We start from the raw sequence: 16,251 nt of genomic DNA, 5'->3' as shown, positions 1-16,251 counted from the left end.
CCGCCATGTCGACCCTCACCCCCTCCTCGCCCGTACGCAGCTTCCTGGCCCATCCGGTGGCCGGGAGAGTCCTGCGCGGCATCATCGCGGCCGGCGGCGGCACCGAGGAGGCGCTCGCGCCGGCGCTCGGGCTGCCGCTGGACAAGCTCGTCGAGATGTCCGGTGGCAGGTTCCCGGCCGAGGTCGTCGGGCTGCTGGTCGGTGTCGCCGAGACCGGCGTGATCCCGGAGGGGGTGCCGACGGCCGAGGCCGCTCCGGCTGTCGCGGCCGCGGGGCCGGCCGTCGACCTGGGGGTCGAGATCGGCTCGCCCCAGCCCTGGGCCGAGGTGCTCACCGGTGGCCGATTCGCGGGTCAGACGGTAGTCGTCACCGGGGCCGCGGGTGGGATCGGGAAGGCGGTCGCGGCCCGGATCGTCGGCGAGGGCGGACGGGTGGTCGGCATCGACGTCTCGGCCGAGAAGCTGTCCGCGACCGCGGCCGAGCTGGGCGAGAGGTTCCATGCGCTGGCCGCGGACATCACCGCGCCCGAGACCGCCGCAGCGGTCCTGGCCGAGGCGGGGGAGCGCATCGACGCGCTCGCCAACGTGGCCGGGGTGATGGACGACGACGCCGCGCCGCACGAGATCGACGACACGATCTGGGCGCGCTGCCTGTCGGTCAACGTCGACGGGCCGATGCGGCTGATGCGCGCGGTGCTGCCCGGGATGCTCGCCGCGGGCGAGGGCCGGATCGTCAACGTCGTCTCCGAGGCAGGACTCCGCGGCTCGGCGGCCGGTGCTGCGTACACGACCTCGAAGCACGCCCTCGTCGGTCTGACGAAGTCGGCGGCGTTCCAGTATGCGGGGACCGGGGTGCGCATCAACGCGCTCGCTCCTGGCGCGGTCGCGACCGGCATCCACGTGCCCGAGGGCGCGCCCTACGGCTCGTCCCGGACGGCCCGGATGCGCGTCGCGATCCCGGGGATCGCCACCGCCGAGGAGCTCGCCGCGTCGATCACCTTCCTGCTCTCGCGCGACTCGGTCAACATCAACGGGGCCGTGGTCGCCTCCGACGGCGGCTGGTCGGCCGCCTGAACCCGGCTAGACGCCGGGCGTGACCGAGCCGATCTCGATCCCGAGCAGCCCCCACGCCCGGCGGGCGGTGGTCTCGCGCGCCTCGGGCGTCGGGCCGTGGACCCCGCCGGAGACCATCGCGACGGCGAGCATGAGGTCATCGGTGCTGTAGGCCCCCTTCGGGAGCCCGTCGACGGCTGTGCGCACGCGGTCGGCCAGGAAGAGGGAGGACTCCTCGCCGCCGTAACGGATGATGCCGAGGAAGGCGGTCGAGTGGATCATCTGCCAGGTGACGACGCCGAGCACGTCGGCCAGCGTGGCATCTGGGCGGGCGGCGACCTGCTCGATGTCGCGTACGTTCTCCTCCAGCACCGCGGTCGCCAGGGCGAGACGGTCGGGGAAGTGCCGGTAGAGGGTGCCCTGGCCGACGCCGGCGCGCTTGGCCACCGCCGACATCGGGGCGTCGAGACCCTGCTCGGCGAGCACCTCGCGGGCCGCGGTGACCAGGAGGTCACGGTTGCGGACCGCGTCGCTGCGGGTCGGGTTCGCGGGGCTCGTCATCCCAGCAGGGTAATGGTCCTCGAATCTTTTCGGGTGCCCGCCGAATACGGACAGAAACTGACCTGAAAGGCTCATAGCGTTGGAGGTGTCAGAGGGAAACACCACCAAGGAGTCCATGTCATGAACGCAACCGCCACCTCGTCCCGCGAGCGCACCGACCTGCTCGAGACCCTGGCGAAGCACCGCGGCTTCCTCCGCTTCACCGTCCGCAACCTGACCGACGAGCAGGCGCGGCTCACCCCGACCGCCTCCGTCCTCAGTCTCGGCGGTCTGGTCAAGCACGTCGCCTCCGTCGAGCGGGGCTGGGCCGACTTCATCGTCCGTGGCACGGTGGCCCAGGAGCTCAGCCCCGAGAAGTACGCCGAGTTCGCTGCCGACTTCGTGCTCGCCGAGCACGAGACGCTCGAAGGTGTCCTCAAGGCGTACGACGACGTGGCCGCCGCCACCGACGAGCTGATCCGGACCGTCGACCTCGACGCGGACCATGCCCTCCCCGAGGCCCCCTGGTTCGAGGCCTCTGCCCGGTGGTCCAACCGCCGCGCCATCGCCCACATCCTGGCCGAGACGGCCCAGCACGCCGGCCACGCCGACATCATCCGGGAGACCATCGACGGTCAGAAGACGATGGGCTGACTCTGCCGCTCCAGACCGCGTGGAAGAATGCGGCCCATGGCGCGGGTGACGATCATTGGTGGGGGTCCTGGCGGATACGAGGCGGCGCTGGTCGCGCAGCAGCTCGGGGCGGAGGTCACGGTCGTCGACCGTGACGGCCTCGGCGGCAGCGCGGTGCTCACCGACTGCGTGCCGAGCAAGACCCTGATCGCCACCTCCGAACTGATGTCGGACATGACGCTCGCCCGCGACCTGGGCATCAACTTCCGCGACCACCACGGCGACCCGGCCACCGAGCTCTACGCAGACCTCGGTCTGGTCAACAAGCGGGTGAAGTCGCTCGCGCTCGCGCAGTCGAGCGACATCGAGAGCCGGTTGACCCGCCGCGGGATCCGCATCGTCAAGGGCACCGGGCGCATCGACGCCGACAAGCGTCAGGTGATCGCGACCCGGGCCCAGGACGGCACCGAGGAGGCGATCGAGAACGACGCGGTCCTGATCGCCACTGGCGCCCGGCCGCGGGTGCTGCCCACCGCCCAGCCCGACGGCGAGCGGATCCTGACCTGGGAGCAGGTCTACGACCTCGACGAGCTGCCCTCGCACATGATCGTCGTGGGCTCGGGTGTCACGGGTGTGGAGTTCGCCAACGCCTACCTCAACCTCGGCGCCCAGGTCACCCTGGTCTCCTCTCGCGACCGTGTCCTCCCCGGTGAGGACGCGGACGCGGCGACGGTCCTCCAGGACGTACTCGAGCGGCAGGGGATGAACATCCTCAGCAAGTCGCGGATGGAGTCGGTGACCCGTTCGGGCGACGTCGTCACCGTCAGGCTCACCGATGGCCGCGAGGTCACCGGCAGTCACTGCATCCTCGCGCTCGGCTCGATCCCCAACACCGAGGGCCTCGGCCTCGAGGAGGCCGGCATCGAGCTCGACGAGGGCGGGTTCATCCGCACCGACAAGGTCTCGCGCAGCTCCGCCTACGGCGTGTACGCAGCCGGCGACTGCACCGGTGGCTTCATGCTCGCCTCGACGGCCGCCATGGCCGGCCGGATCGCGATGCGCCACTTCCTCGGCGACGCGGTCATCCCGATGGACCTCAAGGAGGTCGCGGCCAACGTCTTCACCTCGCCGGAGATCGCCACCGTGGGCTACTCGCAGGCGCAGGTCGACTCCGGCGAGGTCGTCGCCGACACCCTCCGCCTCGACCTCAAGGGCAACCCGCGGGCGAAGATGCAGGGCATCTCCGACGGCTTCGTGAAGCTCATCTCCCGCCCCGGCACCGGCGTCGTCATCGGCGGCGTCGTCGTCGGCCCCCGCGCCTCCGAGCTGATCCACCCGATCACCCTCGCCGTCTCCACCGGGCTCACCGTCGACCAGATCGCCAACACCTTCACGGTCTACCCGTCGATCTCGGGTTCCACCGCCGAGGCCGCCCGCCGCCTCCACCACGTCGAGTAGTCACCCACGTCGGCCGAGACGTCACCGACGTCGGCCGAGATGGCAAGAAGCTGCCACCTCGAACGACCGAAGTGACGCCTCGGCATGGTGTTTAAACCGTGTGCGCGCACAGCTGCTGCTTCGCTAGCGTGAGCGCCATGGGTAACTGCTGCATGACGATGATCGTTCGGATCCGCCGCCGCTGACCGGCGCGGATCTCACAGACAAACTCGTCGCATTCGCGCCGCCACCTGGCACCCTGCCGGGCGGCTCTCGAGTGCTACCCGCATGCCGCCCGGCTCCTTCGTCTCTCGAGGAGCATCCATGTCCGACGTACGCCCTGGCCGGCACGAGCTCGGCCAGAACTTTCTCACCGACAGGTCGGTACTCGACCGGATCGTCCATCTCGTCTCGCAGCGGCGGGGTCCGCTGGTCGAGTGGGGCACCGGAAACGGTGCCGTCACCCTGGCGCTGGCCGAGCTGGGCCGTCCGCTGGAGGGGGTCGAGATCGACTCCCGCCGGGCCGCCGAGCTGCGCCGACGAACCGGTACGCACGTGTGCATCGCCGAGGGCGACATCCTGCGTCACGCGCCACCGCAGGACGCGGTCGTCGTCTCCAACGTCCCGTTCCACCTGACCACACCGATCCTGCGCCACCTGCTCGCCTCGACGACGTGGCGCCATGCCGTACTCCTCACCCAGTGGGAGGTCGCCCGCAAGCGCGCGGGCGTCGGCGGCACGACCCAGCTCACCGCGCAGTGGTGGCCGTGGTTCACCTTCACCCTCGACCGCCGCGTCCCGTCGACGGCGTTCCGGCCGCGGCCGAACGTCGACGGCGGACTGCTGCTCATCGACCGGCGGCCCGCTCCGTTGCTGCCGGAGGGGGACCTGCGCGACTTCCAGTCGTGGGTGGCGAAGGTCTTCAGCAGCCGAGGCCGCGGGGTCGCTGAGATCCTGCGCCGCAACGGCGTACCCGGTGCGCTCGCCGATCGGATCGCCCGGCGACGCCGGCGATCCCAGGCGCCCGTGCTGCCGCGGGATCTGCGGGCGGAGGACTGGGTCGAGGCGTACGCGGCGCTCTGATCCTTCGTCAAGGTATGCAGCCGAAGGGCACACATCCCCAGCGGAGTTCCGCTGGGGATGTGTGCCTTTCCCTGCATACCTTGACGAAGGAACCGCCTCAGCCGAGCACGAGGACCAGGTCACCCCCGTCGACCGCCTGGGTGCCGGAGAAGGCGAGCCTGGAGACGGTGCCGTCGACGGGCGCGGTGATGGCCGCCTCCATCTTCATCGCCTCGATGGTGGCGACGGTGTCGCCGGCCTTGACCGCATCGCCGGCCGCGACCGCGATGGTGACGACGCCCTGGAACGGCGCCGCGACCTGGCCGGGAACGGCGGGGTCGGCCTTCTCGGCGGCAGCGACCTCGGCGGCGACGGAGCGGTCCCGCACCCCGATCGGACGCAGGTGACCGTTGATGGTCGCCATGACGGTGCGGATGCCGCGCTCGTCGGGCTCGGAGACGGCGGTGAGGCCGAAGATGACCGTCTTGCCCTCGGAGATCTCGACGACGTGCTCCTCGCCCTCGCGCAGGCCGTAGAGGTAGTCGAGCGTCGAGATCACCGACACGTCGCCCCACTTCGAGCGGGCCTCGGTGAAGTCCTTCGTCGGTCCGGGGAAGAGCAGCCGGTTGAGCGTCCCACGGCGGTCGGAGGCGAGCCCGGCGGCGTCCTCGGCCGACAGGGTCGGCGACGGCGCCTTCCAAGTGCGGCCACCGATCGCCTTCGAACGGAACGGCTCGGGCCAGCCGCCCGGCGGGTCACCGAGCTCCCCGTTGAGGAAGCCGATGACGGAGGCCGGGATGTCGTACGCAGCCGGGTCCGCCTCGAACGCAGAAGGATCAGCCCCGGCGGCGACCAACGACAGAGCCAGGTCGCCGATGACCTTCGAGGACGGCGTGACCTTCGGGACCCGGCCGAGGATGGAGTTCGCCGCGGCGTACATGTCCTCGATCTGCTCGAACTTCTCGCCCAGGCCGAGCGCGATCGCCTGCTGGCGCAGGTTGGAGAGCTGGCCGCCCGGGATCTCGTGACGGTAGACCCGGCCGGTCGGTGCGGGCAGTCCGGACTCGAAGGGAGCGTAGACGCGGCGTACGGCCTCCCAGTAGGGCTCGAGCGAGTTCACCGCGGCCAACGACAGCCCGGTGGCACGCGGGGTGTGGTCCACGGCCGCGACCAGCGAGGAGAGCGGCGGCTGGGAGGTGGTCCCGGCCATCGACGCGGTGGCCGCGTCGACAGCGTCGACACCGGCCTCGATCGCGGCCGTCAGCGTGGCCAGCTGGCCACCGGCGGTGTCGTGGGTGTGCAGGTGGACCGGCAGGTCGAACCGCTCCCGCAACGCGGTCACGAGCGTCCGTGCGGCAGGTGCCCGCAGCAGCCCGGCCATGTCCTTGATCGCCAGCACGTGCGCCCCGGCCGAGACGATCTCCTCGGCCAGTCGCAGGTAGTAGTCGAGCGTGTAGAGCTTCTCGTCAGGCGAGGAGAGGTCGCCGGTGTAGCACAGGGCCACCTCGGCGACGGCCGTCCCGGTCTCGCGAACAGCGGAGATCGCCGGCCGCATCTGGGACACGTCGTTGAGCGCGTCGAAGATCCGGAAGACATCGATGCCGGTCGAGGCGGCCTCGGAGACGAACGCGTCGGTGACCTCGGTCGGGTAGGGCGTGTAGCCCACCGTGTTGCGACCGCGCAGCAGCATCTGCAGGTTGACGTTGGGCACCGCCTCGCGCAGCGCGGCCAGCCGCTCCCACGGGTCCTCGGAGAGGAACCGGAGAGCCACGTCGTACGTCGCGCCACCCCATGCCTCCAGCGACCACAGCTGCGGCGTGAGCCGGGCGACATGGCCGGCGACGCCGAGCAGGTCGGTGGTACGGACCCGCGTCGCCAGCAGCGACTGGTGGGCGTCACGGAAGGTGGTGTCGGTGACGGCGACGGGCTCCTGGGAACGCAGCGCGGCGGCGAAGCCCTCCGGCCCGAGCTCACGAAGAAGGTCGCGAGAGCCCGGCGGCGGAGCCACCGACAGGTCGAGCTTCGGCAGCTTCTCGACCGGGTGGAGCGAGACCGGGGCGGCGCCGTGGGGCTGGTTGACGGTCACGTCCGCCAGATAGGTGAGCAGCTTGGTGCCGCGGTCACCGGAGGCCCGCGCAGTCAGCAGCTGCGGGTGGGTCTCGATGAACGAGGTCGTGATCGAGCCCGAGATGAAGTCGGGGTCGTCGAGCAGCGCCTGCAGGAAGGGGATGTTCGTCGCGACCCCACGGATCCGGAACTCCGCCACGGCCCGTCGGGCTCGGGTGACGGCGTCCTCGAAGGTGCGCCCGCGACAGGTGAGCTTGGCGAGCATCGAGTCGAAGTGGGGCGAGACCTCGGCCCCGGCGTACGTCGTGCCGCCGTCGACCCGGATCCCGGCACCGCCGGGGGAGCGGTAGGTGGTGATCATGCCCGTGTCGGGGCGGAAGTTGTTGGCAGGGTCCTCGGTGGTGATCCGGCACTGCATCGCCGCGCCGCGCAGCTGCACGGAGTCCTGGGTCAGTCCGAGGTCGGCCAGCGTCTCGCCGGAGGCGATCCGCATCTGTGAGCGGACGAGGTCGACGTCGGTGACCTCCTCGGTCACGGTGTGCTCGACCTGGATACGTGGGTTCATCTCGATGAAGACGTAGTTGCCGGCCGGGTCGAGCAGGAACTCGACGGTGCCGGCACACGAGTAGCCGATCTTCTTCGCGAACCGCACCGCGTCCGCACACATGCGTTCGCGCAGCTCAGGGTCGAGGTTCGGCGCGGGCGCGATCTCGACGACCTTCTGGTGGCGGCGCTGCACCGAGCAGTCCCGCTCGAAGAGGTGGATCACCTCACCGGTGCCGTCGGCGAGGATCTGCACCTCGATGTGACGCGGCTCGACCACGGCCTGCTCGATGAAGACGGTCGGGTCGCCGAAGGCGGCCTCGCCCTCGCGCATGCAGGTCTCGACGGCCTCGCGCAGCTTGTCGGGGTCGTCGACCCGGCGCATCCCGCGGCCGCCACCACCGGCGACGGCCTTCACGAACAACGGGTAGGGGAGGGCGGATGCGGCGGAGACGAGCGCGTCGACGTCGGTGGAGGGCTCGACGGACTGAAGAGTGGGTACGCCGGCGGCCTTCGCCGCCGCGATGGCGGTGGCCTTGTTGCCGGTCAGTGTGAGGACCTCCGCCGACGGCCCGACGAAGGTGATCCCCGCCCGGGCGCAGGCCTCGGCCAGTGCCGGGTTCTCGGAGAGGAACCCGTAGCCGGGATAGATGGCGTCCGCGCCGCTCTGCTTGGCGACCTCGACGATCGCGTCCGGATCGAGGTAGGCCCGGATCGGATGGCCGAGCTCTCCGATCTGGTAGGCCTCATCGGCCTTCAGCCGGTGCTCGGAGCCCCGGTCCTCATATGGGAAGACGGCAACCGTCTTCGCACCCAACTCAAAGCCCGCACGGAAAGCTCGGATCGCGATCTCGCCGCGGTTGGCTACCAACACCTTCTTGAACATGGCGGTCACGCTACCCATCCGAAGTACGCCGTCCCAGGTTATGGGACGTTTCCTTTCAGTTGGTGGACACCTAAGCTCGTGCGAAGTGTGTGGATTCGTTGGGACCGTTCGACCGCTCGCGTCGATAGCGTCGCGGTCATGAAGCACATGACTCGACAGCGTCGCTCGGCTCTGGTCGCCCTCGCGGGCACCGCCCTGCTCGCCGGATCGCTCACCGCGATCGGAGCGGCGAGCTCGCCGGCCGCCGCGGCCGGCACCGTGAACTGCTCCGGCTCGATCAACGGCAAGGCCAGTGGCTATGTCCGCAAGCGGTCCATCACCAACAGCACGGTGACCGGGAACTACCGCAGCGCTGCCACGGTCTCCTGGTCCCCGCGGGCCTGGATCGAGGTCGGCGGGGCCGGTGACGAGACCTCCTGGAAGAGCGGCTACATCGTGCCCGGCACCGATGGCACCGGCCGCACCGTGACCATCGGCGGGACCATCGGGCAGTCCGTGCTGACCGAGACGAAGTCCGCGCAGCTCTACCGCACCAACGGCTCCGCGGTGACCGGCTGGAGTCCCAAGAAGGTCGTCAACGGCCCGACGACGGAGGTCTACAGCGTCACGACCTCCGGCGTCGTCCAGCAGACCGCGCTCTCCTACTCCAGCGCGGGCGCCCGCCTCGGTACGGTCACGAACCTGCCGGTCACCCTGCCGAGCACGACGACCGTCGCGGGCGTGTGGACCAGCCACAACGGGGTGATGTACAACCTGCTCTACTCGATCAACCCGAGCACCAACAAGCTCGAGCAGATCGTCGTCCGCCCCGACCGTCCGGCGGAGGCGAAGAAGTACGTCGTCCGCAGCCTCGGCACGGGGTGGCGCTACCTGTCGGTGCACAACTGCTACGACGCCGACGGCTCGGTCGCGGCCAAGGACATCGTGCTGATCAACCCGACGACCGGCAACGCGGTGCGCATCCGCCAGAGCAGCGGGATCGGGCACAGCACGACCTTCTCGGCCTCGTCCAAGGTCGGCACCGACGGCACCTGGAAGTGGACCGGGATCAGCAACTAGCTGCTCACTCCGGCCAGAGATCGAGCAGGTCCCCCGGGCGCAGCCCGAGGGCGTGCTCGATGTCGCCGGGCGAGGTCTCGCGCAGATACTCCGAGACCAGCTGGGCCAGCTCCATCCAGTAGCCGCGCAGCGTCGACTCGGACAGATACATCGACCGGCTCATCTCCGCGTACGTCAGTCCGCGGGCGCGATGGGCGAGGACCTCGCGCTGCCGGGGGGTGAGGACGGTGATGGTGCGGCGGCGTACGAGAACTTCGATGAGGCCGGTGATGCCCGGGGGGATCACCGGCTCATCGGAGGCCACGGCCCGGAAGGCCGCCTCGGCCTCGGCCAGGGTGGCCGACTTGGAGACCACGCCCGTCGCGCCGGCGGCGAGGCAGGCCGCGAGCACGAACCGGCGCTCCTCCTGGGAGTAGACGCAGACCCGGTACCCGGCCTCGACGATGCGCCGGATGGCCGTGGTTCCCTGGGAGGCGTCGGGCTGACCGGTGTTGGCGAGGTGGAGGTCGAGGATCACCACGTCGGCCTCCGGCCGTGCGCCCAGGAGGTCCTCGACGGATCCGTGGCTGGACACGAAGGTGAGATCGGGCAGGAGCAGACCGAGCGAGGCGCGCATCGCGGTCGCGTCGTCCACATGGGTGAACCGCGGCCCGGAGGTCATCTCAGACATCACGACACCTCCGCGACGGTCGTCTGCGTGAGCGTGACCGTGGTCCCGAGGTCGCGGATGCTGCTGATCTCGACGGAGACGCCCGAGCGCGCCAGCTGCTCGACGACCACCTCCCGCAGGCCGACGCCGAAGGCGGTCGCCGAGGTGTCGAAGCCGATGCCGTCGTCGTGCAGGGTGACCTCCCAGCCGGTGCCGTCCTCGTCCTCGGCGGCGTGCAGGACGACCCGGCCAGCCTGCGCGTGCTGGCGTACGTTGAGGAGCAGGCTGCGCAGCGCGGCGGCCAGGTCGTCGGCGAGATCCCGCGGAAGCGCGACGTCCTGGGCGAGGTCTGCGACGACCGTGATCGGGAGGTCGTCGAACTCCGCGCCGACGGCGGTGGCCACCGCGGCCAGGTTGGTCGCCTCGCTCACCGGCGGCGGGGTCTGACCACTCAGATACGCGCGCATCCGGTTGAGCTCGACCTCGGCCTGCGACCGCAGCGCGCCGTTGCCGCCGGCGGAGTCGGTCTCCACGAGCAGCCGCATCATCGCGGTGCCGTTGTGGATCGCGAGCCGGGCACGCCGCTCCTCCTCGGCCTTGGCCGCCTCAGCGGCATAGCGCCGCGCCTCATCGGCCTCCGTCCCGATCCGCACGATCGTCTGACAGCCGAACCAGGCCAGCGGCCCGAGCACCAGCAGCGTCAGGCAGGTGCTCAGTGCGCCGGTGAGGTCGGCCCAGCCGTCCACGGTCGGCGCGATGTAGACCACCTCGGCGACCGCCAGCGAGGCGAGCAGGAACATCCACAGCCATCGCGAGCGTACGGCCGAGAGCCCGCAGGACACGCACAGCGCGTAGCCCAGCTGGAACCCCACCCAGGTGCCTGTCCGCAGCTCCACAGGGACCGTCCACAGCCCCACGACCAACAGCGCCACGGCCACGGCGACGTCGAGCACGGCGTACGTCACCCCCGGCGGCCGCCGGGTGACCAGGGTGATCGCCGTGATGGCGACGAGCATGCCGGTGGCCAGGATCCAGCTGGCCCCGGTCAGCCACGGGTGGTCGACACGGGAGAGCGCGGGCATCGCCGTCAGCAGCGACGGCGCCATCTGTGCGAGGGTCGCCAGCCGCATCCCGGCCACGAAGAACGCCACCAGACGCACGGCGGCTGCCCGAGTCGAATGTGGCACCCGTGAATTGTCGCTGATGGTCGGCGGAACGGCGGAGCATGGGCCCAGGATCAGGCATCCGGCGCCGGGCCGGTACCAACGAATCCGCGGGCGTCACCGGCCGATCAGGGTGTCTCGCTGTTCGTCCATCTGCTCCCGCAGGCCGCCCACGACGGCGGCCACGGCGGGCCGCCGCCAGGACTCCGGATGCACGACCGCCCAGTAGGGCAGCCGCTGGTGGATGTCCTCGTGGAGCATCCGGACGAGGTCGGGGTGTCGGTCGGCCATGAAGCAGGGCAGCAGGCCCAGGCCGGCTCCGGCCCGGGTCGCCTCGACGTGGACGAACACGTTCGTCGAGGTGACCGCGTCGCGGATGCCGGGCAGCAGCCGCCGGGGGATGTCGAGGTCGTCGACCTGGAGCATCGAGTCGACGAAGTAGACCAGGCGGTGGCGTACGGCCTCCTCGATCGTGCCGGGGGCGCCGTGACGCTCCAGATAGCCGGGGGAGGCGTAGAGGCCGAGCTCGTACTCGCCCAGGTGCATCGCCCGGCCACGGTTCACCGCCGGCTCGCCGACCACCACCTCGATGTCGACGCCGGAGCGGTGCTGCGCCGCCTGCCGGGTCACGGTGACGATCTCGACCGAGAGCTCGGGGTGGTCCTGCCGCAGCGCGGCCACCGCCGGCGAGGCGATGTACGCGGCGAACCCGTCGGTCGTCGACATCCGGACCACGCCGGCCACCGGGTCGGCCGGCTCGTCGGCCGCCAGCCGGGCCAGCGACTCGGCGACTCCCTCGGCGGCCCGCGCGGCGCGCTCACCGAGAGCGGTCAGCGCCCACCCGTCGGAGCCGCGCACCAGGACCCGGCCGCCGAGGGCGCGCTCGAGGGCGGAGATGTTGCGGCTGACCGTCGTGTGGGTCAGGCCGAGCGAGCGCGCGGCGGTGGTGAAGCGGCCGCTGCGGGCCACCTCCAGCAGCACCAGCAGCTGGTCGGCGGAGGGCGGCGTCGACGGAGGGGTGGCCATGAGTTGACCCTATCGGCGAATGTGCATTTTCGTTCATGCCGTGTGCCAACATGCGCGTTGCAAGCACATTATGATCGCTGTCACACTCCGAGCCATGTCCACGACACAGCCGGGCGCCACCGCCGCCCCCAACGACCCAGTCGACGAGCAGGGCCTGCTCCGCAGGACCGTGGCGGCCTCCATGGCCGGCACGGTCGTGGAGTGGTACGACTTCTTCCTCTACGCCACCGCCTCGGCGCTCGTCTTCGCCAAGGTGATCATGCCGGCCACCGGCAACGCCTACGACGCGATCATCGCCGCCTTCGTGACGTACGCCATCGGGTTCGTCGCCCGCCCCCTGGGCGGCGTCGTCTTCGGCCACATCGGCGACCGCCTCGGCCGCAAGTACACCCTGCAGCTGACCATCATGCTGATCGGTGTCGCCACCGTGCTGATGGGCTGCCTGCCGACGTACGACCAGATCGGCCTCGCCGCGCCGATCGCGCTGGTGGTGCTCCGGTTCGTGCAGGGGCTCGCGCTGGGTGGTGAGTGGGGCGGTGCTGTCCTGCTGGTCGCCGAGCACGCCCCCGACGACAGGCGCGCGACCTGGGCGGCCTGGCCGCAGGCCGCGGTGCCGGTGGGCAACCTGCTCGCCACGCTGGTGCTCACCGTGATGACCCTCGCGCTCTCCGACGCCGCCTTCCTGGCGTGGGGCTGGCGAGTCGCGTTCTGGCTCTCGGCCGTGGTGGTCGTCGTCGGCTACTTCATCCGCCGTTCGGTGACCGACTCGCCCATCTTCGAGGAGGCGAAGGCGGAGCAGAGCGATGCCGCCTCGACCGGCTACGGAGTCTTCGAGGTGCTCCGCCGCTACCCGTTGGGCGTGCTGAAGGGCATGGGACTGCGGTTCGCGGAGAACATCATGTACTACCTGGTCGTGTCCTTCTCGATCGTCTACCTGGTCGAGGACCAGAAGATGGACCAGGGCGCGCTGCTCGGCCTGATCGCGGTCGCCCACGCCTGCCACTTCTTCTTCATCCTCGCCGTCGGCAGGATCGCCGACGGTATCGGCCGCAAGCCTGTCTACCTGGTGGGTGCGGTGCTGGGCGCGACCTGGGGCTTCTGGGCGTTCCCGATGCTCGACACCAAGAACAACCTCGCGATCGTGGCGGCGCTGATCGCCGGTCTGGCCATCCACGCGCTGATGTACTCCACGCAGCCCGCGATCATGGCCGAGATGTTCCCGACCCGGATGCGCTACTCCGGCATCTCGATCTCCTACCAGGTGACCTCGATCTTCGCCGGTTCACTCGCGCCGCTCCTGGCCATCGCCTGGCTCAAGGACACCGGCACCTGGACCAACACCGCGATCTACCTCGCGGTCGCCGGCATCCTCACCGCGCTCGTCGTGCTCACGCTCAAGGAGACCAGGGGAACGTCGCTGCGGGCCCTGGACCGTGCCGACGCCGCACGTGAGGCCGAGCGCGAGGTGAGCCCGGCGTGACCTCGGCCGTCTCGGGTGGCGGTCCTTCCGGACGTACGCTGCGGGGCCGGAAGGCCCTGGTCACCGGCGGCGCCTCGGGGATCGGTGCGGCAGTCGCTCGCGAGCTCGCCGCCCGCGGCGCGCGGGTCGTCGTCGCCGACCTGGCCGGCGATGCCGCCCATGCCCTCGCCGAGGAGATCGGCGGCGAGGCGTGGGTGGTGGACCTGACCGCCACCGAGGCCTTGGACGACCTCTCGCTGGAGGTCGACATCCTGGTCAACAACGCCGGCATCCAGCGGGTCAGCCCGATCGAGGAGTTCGACCCCGACGACTTCCGCAGGATCCACTCGATCATGCTCGTCGCTCCGTTCCTGCTGGTCAGAGCCGCCTTGCCGCACATGTACGCCAATGGCTGGGGTCGCATCGTCAACATCTCCTCCGTGCACGGCCTGGTCGCCTCCCCCTTCAAGAGCGCCTACGTCTCGGCCAAGCACGGCCTGGAGGGACTCTCGAAGGTGACCGCCCTCGAGGGCGGTCCGCACGGGGTGACCAGCGTCTGCATCAACCCGGGCTACGTGCGTACGCCGCTGGTGGAGAAGCAGATCGCCGACCAGGCCAGGGTGCACGGTGTCCCTGCCTCCGAGGTCGTCGAGCAGGTGCTCCTGCAGGACGTCGCGGTGAAGCGGCTGGTCGAGCCGGACGAGGTCGGCTCCCTGGTCGGCTGGCTCACCGGCCCGGACGCCTCGATGGTCTCCGGTGCCTCGTGGGCCATGGACGGCGGCTGGAGCGCCCGCTAGCCCCAGCCTCCCGCTCAGGCCTGCGTACGCCACCAGTCCACCGTCGCCTTGGCCCCGGTCTCGAGCGGGGTGGGAGCCAGGCCGAGCAGGGACTCGCTGGCCGAGGAGTCCAGCACGAACGGCTTGTCGAACTGGTAGATCATCTCGGCCAGCTCCCGGGTGCCGCCGTGCACCGCGCCGACCGCCTTCATCGTCCAGGTGGGGATGCGGCTGACTTTGGGGGCGGCGACGTCCGCCACGTCGGCGTAGAGCTGCACCAGGGCACGCTGTGAGATCGCCGGAGCGGTGGGGGCGTGCAGGAAGGAATCCCAGAGGGTCTCCTCGTCGGCCGCCTTGATCATCGCGGCGCCCAGGTCCGGGACGTACGTCCAGGAGTGCGGCGCGTCCGGGTCGCCGAGGACGCGCATGGTCCGGCCGGCGAGAACCGTCGGGACCATGCGCTCGCCGGCGTGGGCGTTGCGCACCAGCGGGCCATAGAAGTCCGAGGCCGCGACGCTGACCGTCGGGGTCGGGGAGGCGTCGCGGGCGCGGAGCAGGTCGACCCGCACCGCGGGCTTGCCGAAGTCGGCGTCGCGCGGCGTCTGCTCGGTCATCGGTCCGGTGACGTGGCCGTAGGCGTAGAGGCTCTCCGGGAAGACGACCACGGCGCCGGCCCGTCCGGCGGCCTCGAGCACGACCTTCTCGGCCCGCGGGAGCTCGGCGCGCCAGGTGTCGGCGGCGTAGGCGCTGCCGTGCATGCAGTGGAAGACGGCGCTCACGCCCGCCGCCGCCTGGGTGACGGTGTCGAGATCCGTGGCGTCGCCGCGGAGCCGCTCGATGCTCGCGTGCACCGGGCCGCTGCCCGAGCGGGTGAGGAGGCGTACGCGATCCCCGCGGGCGGCGAGCTGCTGGGCGATGGTCGCGCCGACGGGGCCGGCGCCGATGACGAGGTAGGTGCTGTTCATGGCTGTCTCCTGAAGTGTGGGGCGGGATTCCGAGAGCAGTGCTCTCGGAATGAGTGTGGCGCGGGTTGGGGCCAAAAGCAAGAGCAGTGCTCACTTTTGTTGACAGCGCTCTCCGGGACGGGTCACGATGGCGGCATGACAGCGACCTCACGAGACGGCACGCCCCGCGAGCGGGCACGGGCGCAGACCATGGACGAGATCGTCCGGATCGGTCGCGAGCACCTGGCGGTCGATGGTGCCGCCGCGCTCTCGCTGCGTGCGGTCGCCCGCGACCTCGGGGTCGTCTCGTCGGCGGTCTATCGCTACGTGAAGAACCGCGACGAGCTGCTGACCCTGCTCCTCGTCTCCGGGTACGACGAGCTCGGCGACGCCGTCGACGCCGCCGTCGCCGCTGCCCCCACGGACGACTACCGCGCCCAGTTCAAGGCCCTCGGCCGCGCGGTCAGGTCCTGGGCGCTCGCGGAGCCGGCAACGTACGCCCTGCTCTTCGGGTCACCGGTCCCCGGCTATGCCGCACCCGATGAGCGCACCAGCGTGCCCGGCACCCGGGTCCCGACCGCGATGCTGCGGGTGTGTGGCGGCGCGCTCGCCGCCGGGCGGCTGCGACTGCCCGAGGAGCCGGAGGAGATCTCGCCCGCGCTCGCGGTGGGTCTTCAGGGCATCCGCGACCAGCTCGGTCTCGACCTGCCCGACTCGGGGCTCACCCGCGGCGTACTCGTCTGGACCAGCCTCTTCGGCCGGGTCAGCTTCGAGGTCTTCGGTCAGTTCGGCCCCGACGCGTTCGGCGACCCCGCCGGCCTCTTCGAGCTCCATCTGGACGTGCTGGCGGACGAGCTCGGGTTGTGAACCGGAATGCTCACCGAGGTAACTCGGTGAGCGCGTACTTCCCTCGTGGAGCTCCACAAGAGAAGCGGCCGTTCACCGAGGTACCTCC

The 16,251-nt window shown here is 70.7% G+C and carries 14 protein-coding genes; 8 read left to right on the top strand and 6 right to left on the bottom strand.

Features of this window, described 5'->3' with window-relative positions:
* The first annotated feature begins 5 nt into the window (after positions 1 to 5).
* Positions 6 to 1,073: an SDR family NAD(P)-dependent oxidoreductase gene (locus tag ACFV9G_RS10735; RefSeq protein ID WP_378727439.1), complete on the top strand. Its 1,068-nt coding sequence runs from the start codon at positions 6 to 8 to the stop codon at positions 1,071 to 1,073.
* Between the two features lie 6 nt (positions 1,074 to 1,079).
* On the opposite strand, the gene ACFV9G_RS10730 is transcribed toward ACFV9G_RS10735, so the two are convergent.
* Positions 1,080 to 1,613 carry a TetR/AcrR family transcriptional regulator gene (locus ACFV9G_RS10730; RefSeq protein ID WP_378727437.1) on the bottom strand — a complete coding sequence of 178 codons (534 nt, stop codon included), beginning with the start codon at positions 1,611 to 1,613 and terminating at the stop codon, positions 1,080 to 1,082.
* 120 nt (positions 1,614 to 1,733) lie between these two features.
* Here ACFV9G_RS10730 and ACFV9G_RS10725 point away from each other — a divergent pair, with 120 nt between their 5' ends.
* From ACFV9G_RS10725 to erm, 3 genes are all read left to right on the top strand, one after another.
* Positions 1,734 to 2,246 carry a DinB family protein gene (locus tag ACFV9G_RS10725; RefSeq protein WP_378727436.1) on the top strand — a complete coding sequence of 171 codons (513 nt, stop codon included), beginning with the start codon at positions 1,734 to 1,736 and terminating at the stop codon, positions 2,244 to 2,246.
* 36 nt (positions 2,247 to 2,282) lie between these two features.
* Entirely contained in the window at positions 2,283 to 3,683 is a 1,401-nt protein-coding gene (locus ACFV9G_RS10720; RefSeq protein ID WP_378727435.1) for an NAD(P)H-quinone dehydrogenase, read from the top strand.
* Positions 3,684 to 3,986: 303 nt separating this feature from the next.
* Positions 3,987 to 4,745 carry a 23S ribosomal RNA methyltransferase Erm gene (gene erm / locus ACFV9G_RS10715; protein ID WP_378727433.1) on the top strand — a complete coding sequence of 253 codons (759 nt, stop codon included), beginning with the start codon at positions 3,987 to 3,989 and terminating at the stop codon, positions 4,743 to 4,745.
* A gap of 97 nt (positions 4,746 to 4,842) precedes the next feature.
* On the opposite strand, the gene ACFV9G_RS10710 is transcribed toward erm, so the two are convergent.
* A complete protein-coding gene (locus ACFV9G_RS10710) occupies positions 4,843 to 8,220 on the bottom strand; it encodes a pyruvate carboxylase (RefSeq protein WP_378727432.1) in 3,378 nt (1,125 codons plus the stop codon).
* A 138-nt stretch (positions 8,221 to 8,358) separates the two neighbouring features.
* Between ACFV9G_RS10710 and ACFV9G_RS10705 the strand changes: the two genes are divergently transcribed.
* Positions 8,359 to 9,279: a hypothetical protein gene (locus ACFV9G_RS10705; RefSeq protein ID WP_378727430.1), complete on the top strand. Its 921-nt coding sequence runs from the start codon at positions 8,359 to 8,361 to the stop codon at positions 9,277 to 9,279.
* 4 nt (positions 9,280 to 9,283) lie between these two features.
* On the opposite strand, the gene ACFV9G_RS10700 is transcribed toward ACFV9G_RS10705, so the two are convergent.
* The 3 genes from ACFV9G_RS10700 to ACFV9G_RS10690 form a co-directional block, all read right to left on the bottom strand.
* Positions 9,284 to 9,949, bottom strand: coding sequence for a hypothetical protein (locus tag ACFV9G_RS10700; protein ID WP_378727429.1), 666 nt, complete (start codon positions 9,947 to 9,949; stop codon positions 9,284 to 9,286).
* Positions 9,949 to 11,115 carry a hypothetical protein gene (locus ACFV9G_RS10695; protein ID WP_378727428.1) on the bottom strand — a complete coding sequence of 389 codons (1,167 nt, stop codon included), beginning with the start codon at positions 11,113 to 11,115 and terminating at the stop codon, positions 9,949 to 9,951. The genes ACFV9G_RS10700 and ACFV9G_RS10695 overlap by 1 nt, the downstream gene beginning before the upstream one ends.
* 93 nt (positions 11,116 to 11,208) lie before the next feature.
* Complete coding sequence (locus ACFV9G_RS10690; RefSeq protein ID WP_378727427.1) at positions 11,209 to 12,117, bottom strand: LysR family transcriptional regulator; 909 nt, start codon at positions 12,115 to 12,117, stop codon at positions 11,209 to 11,211.
* Between the two features lie 94 nt (positions 12,118 to 12,211).
* Here ACFV9G_RS10690 and ACFV9G_RS10685 point away from each other — a divergent pair, with 94 nt between their 5' ends.
* Both ACFV9G_RS10685 and ACFV9G_RS10680 read left to right on the top strand, forming a co-directional pair.
* Positions 12,212 to 13,597: an MFS transporter gene (locus ACFV9G_RS10685; protein ID WP_378727426.1), complete on the top strand. Its 1,386-nt coding sequence runs from the start codon at positions 12,212 to 12,214 to the stop codon at positions 13,595 to 13,597.
* Positions 13,594 to 14,373 carry a 3-hydroxybutyrate dehydrogenase gene (locus ACFV9G_RS10680; RefSeq protein WP_378727425.1) on the top strand — a complete coding sequence of 260 codons (780 nt, stop codon included), beginning with the start codon at positions 13,594 to 13,596 and terminating at the stop codon, positions 14,371 to 14,373. Before ACFV9G_RS10685 ends, ACFV9G_RS10680 begins: the two co-directional genes overlap by 4 nt.
* 14 nt (positions 14,374 to 14,387) lie before the next feature.
* Here ACFV9G_RS10680 and ACFV9G_RS10675 read toward each other — a convergent pair whose 3' ends face one another.
* Entirely contained in the window at positions 14,388 to 15,317 is a 930-nt protein-coding gene (locus tag ACFV9G_RS10675) for an NAD-dependent epimerase/dehydratase family protein (protein WP_378727424.1), read from the bottom strand.
* A gap of 135 nt (positions 15,318 to 15,452) precedes the next feature.
* Between ACFV9G_RS10675 and ACFV9G_RS10670 the strand changes: the two genes are divergently transcribed.
* A complete protein-coding gene (locus ACFV9G_RS10670; protein WP_378727423.1) occupies positions 15,453 to 16,163 on the top strand; it encodes a TetR/AcrR family transcriptional regulator in 711 nt (236 codons plus the stop codon).
* Positions 16,164 to 16,251 lie beyond the last annotated feature (88 nt).

Source organism: Nocardioides sp. NPDC059952, assembly GCF_042730435.1.
Taxonomy (GTDB): domain Bacteria; phylum Actinomycetota; class Actinomycetes; order Propionibacteriales; family Nocardioidaceae; genus Nocardioides.
This window is presented reverse-complemented; position numbering and strand designations above follow the sequence as displayed.

Excerpts from the sequence above, each read along its gene's own strand:
- ACFV9G_RS10690 (WP_378727427.1), bottom strand. The coding sequence starts at position 12,117 with ATGGCCACCCCTCCGTCGACGCCGCCCTCCGCCGACCAGCTGCTGGTG.
- ACFV9G_RS10705 (WP_378727430.1), top strand. The coding sequence starts at position 8,359 with ATGAAGCACATGACTCGACAGCGTCGCTCGGCTCTGGTCGCCCTCGCG.
- ACFV9G_RS10720 (WP_378727435.1), top strand. The coding sequence starts at position 2,283 with ATGGCGCGGGTGACGATCATTGGTGGGGGTCCTGGCGGATACGAGGCG.
- ACFV9G_RS10710 (WP_378727432.1), bottom strand. The coding sequence starts at position 8,220 with ATGTTCAAGAAGGTGTTGGTAGCCAACCGCGGCGAGATCGCGATCCGA.
- erm (WP_378727433.1), top strand. The coding sequence starts at position 3,987 with ATGTCCGACGTACGCCCTGGCCGGCACGAGCTCGGCCAGAACTTTCTC.
- ACFV9G_RS10670 (WP_378727423.1), top strand. The coding sequence starts at position 15,453 with ATGACAGCGACCTCACGAGACGGCACGCCCCGCGAGCGGGCACGGGCG.
- ACFV9G_RS10675 (WP_378727424.1), bottom strand. The coding sequence starts at position 15,317 with ATGAACAGCACCTACCTCGTCATCGGCGCCGGCCCCGTCGGCGCGACC.
- ACFV9G_RS10685 (WP_378727426.1), top strand. The coding sequence starts at position 12,212 with ATGTCCACGACACAGCCGGGCGCCACCGCCGCCCCCAACGACCCAGTC.
- ACFV9G_RS10700 (WP_378727429.1), bottom strand. The coding sequence starts at position 9,949 with ATGTCTGAGATGACCTCCGGGCCGCGGTTCACCCATGTGGACGACGCG.
- ACFV9G_RS10725 (WP_378727436.1), top strand. The coding sequence starts at position 1,734 with ATGAACGCAACCGCCACCTCGTCCCGCGAGCGCACCGACCTGCTCGAG.
- ACFV9G_RS10730 (WP_378727437.1), bottom strand. The coding sequence starts at position 1,613 with ATGACGAGCCCCGCGAACCCGACCCGCAGCGACGCGGTCCGCAACCGT.
- ACFV9G_RS10735 (WP_378727439.1), top strand. The coding sequence starts at position 6 with ATGTCGACCCTCACCCCCTCCTCGCCCGTACGCAGCTTCCTGGCCCAT.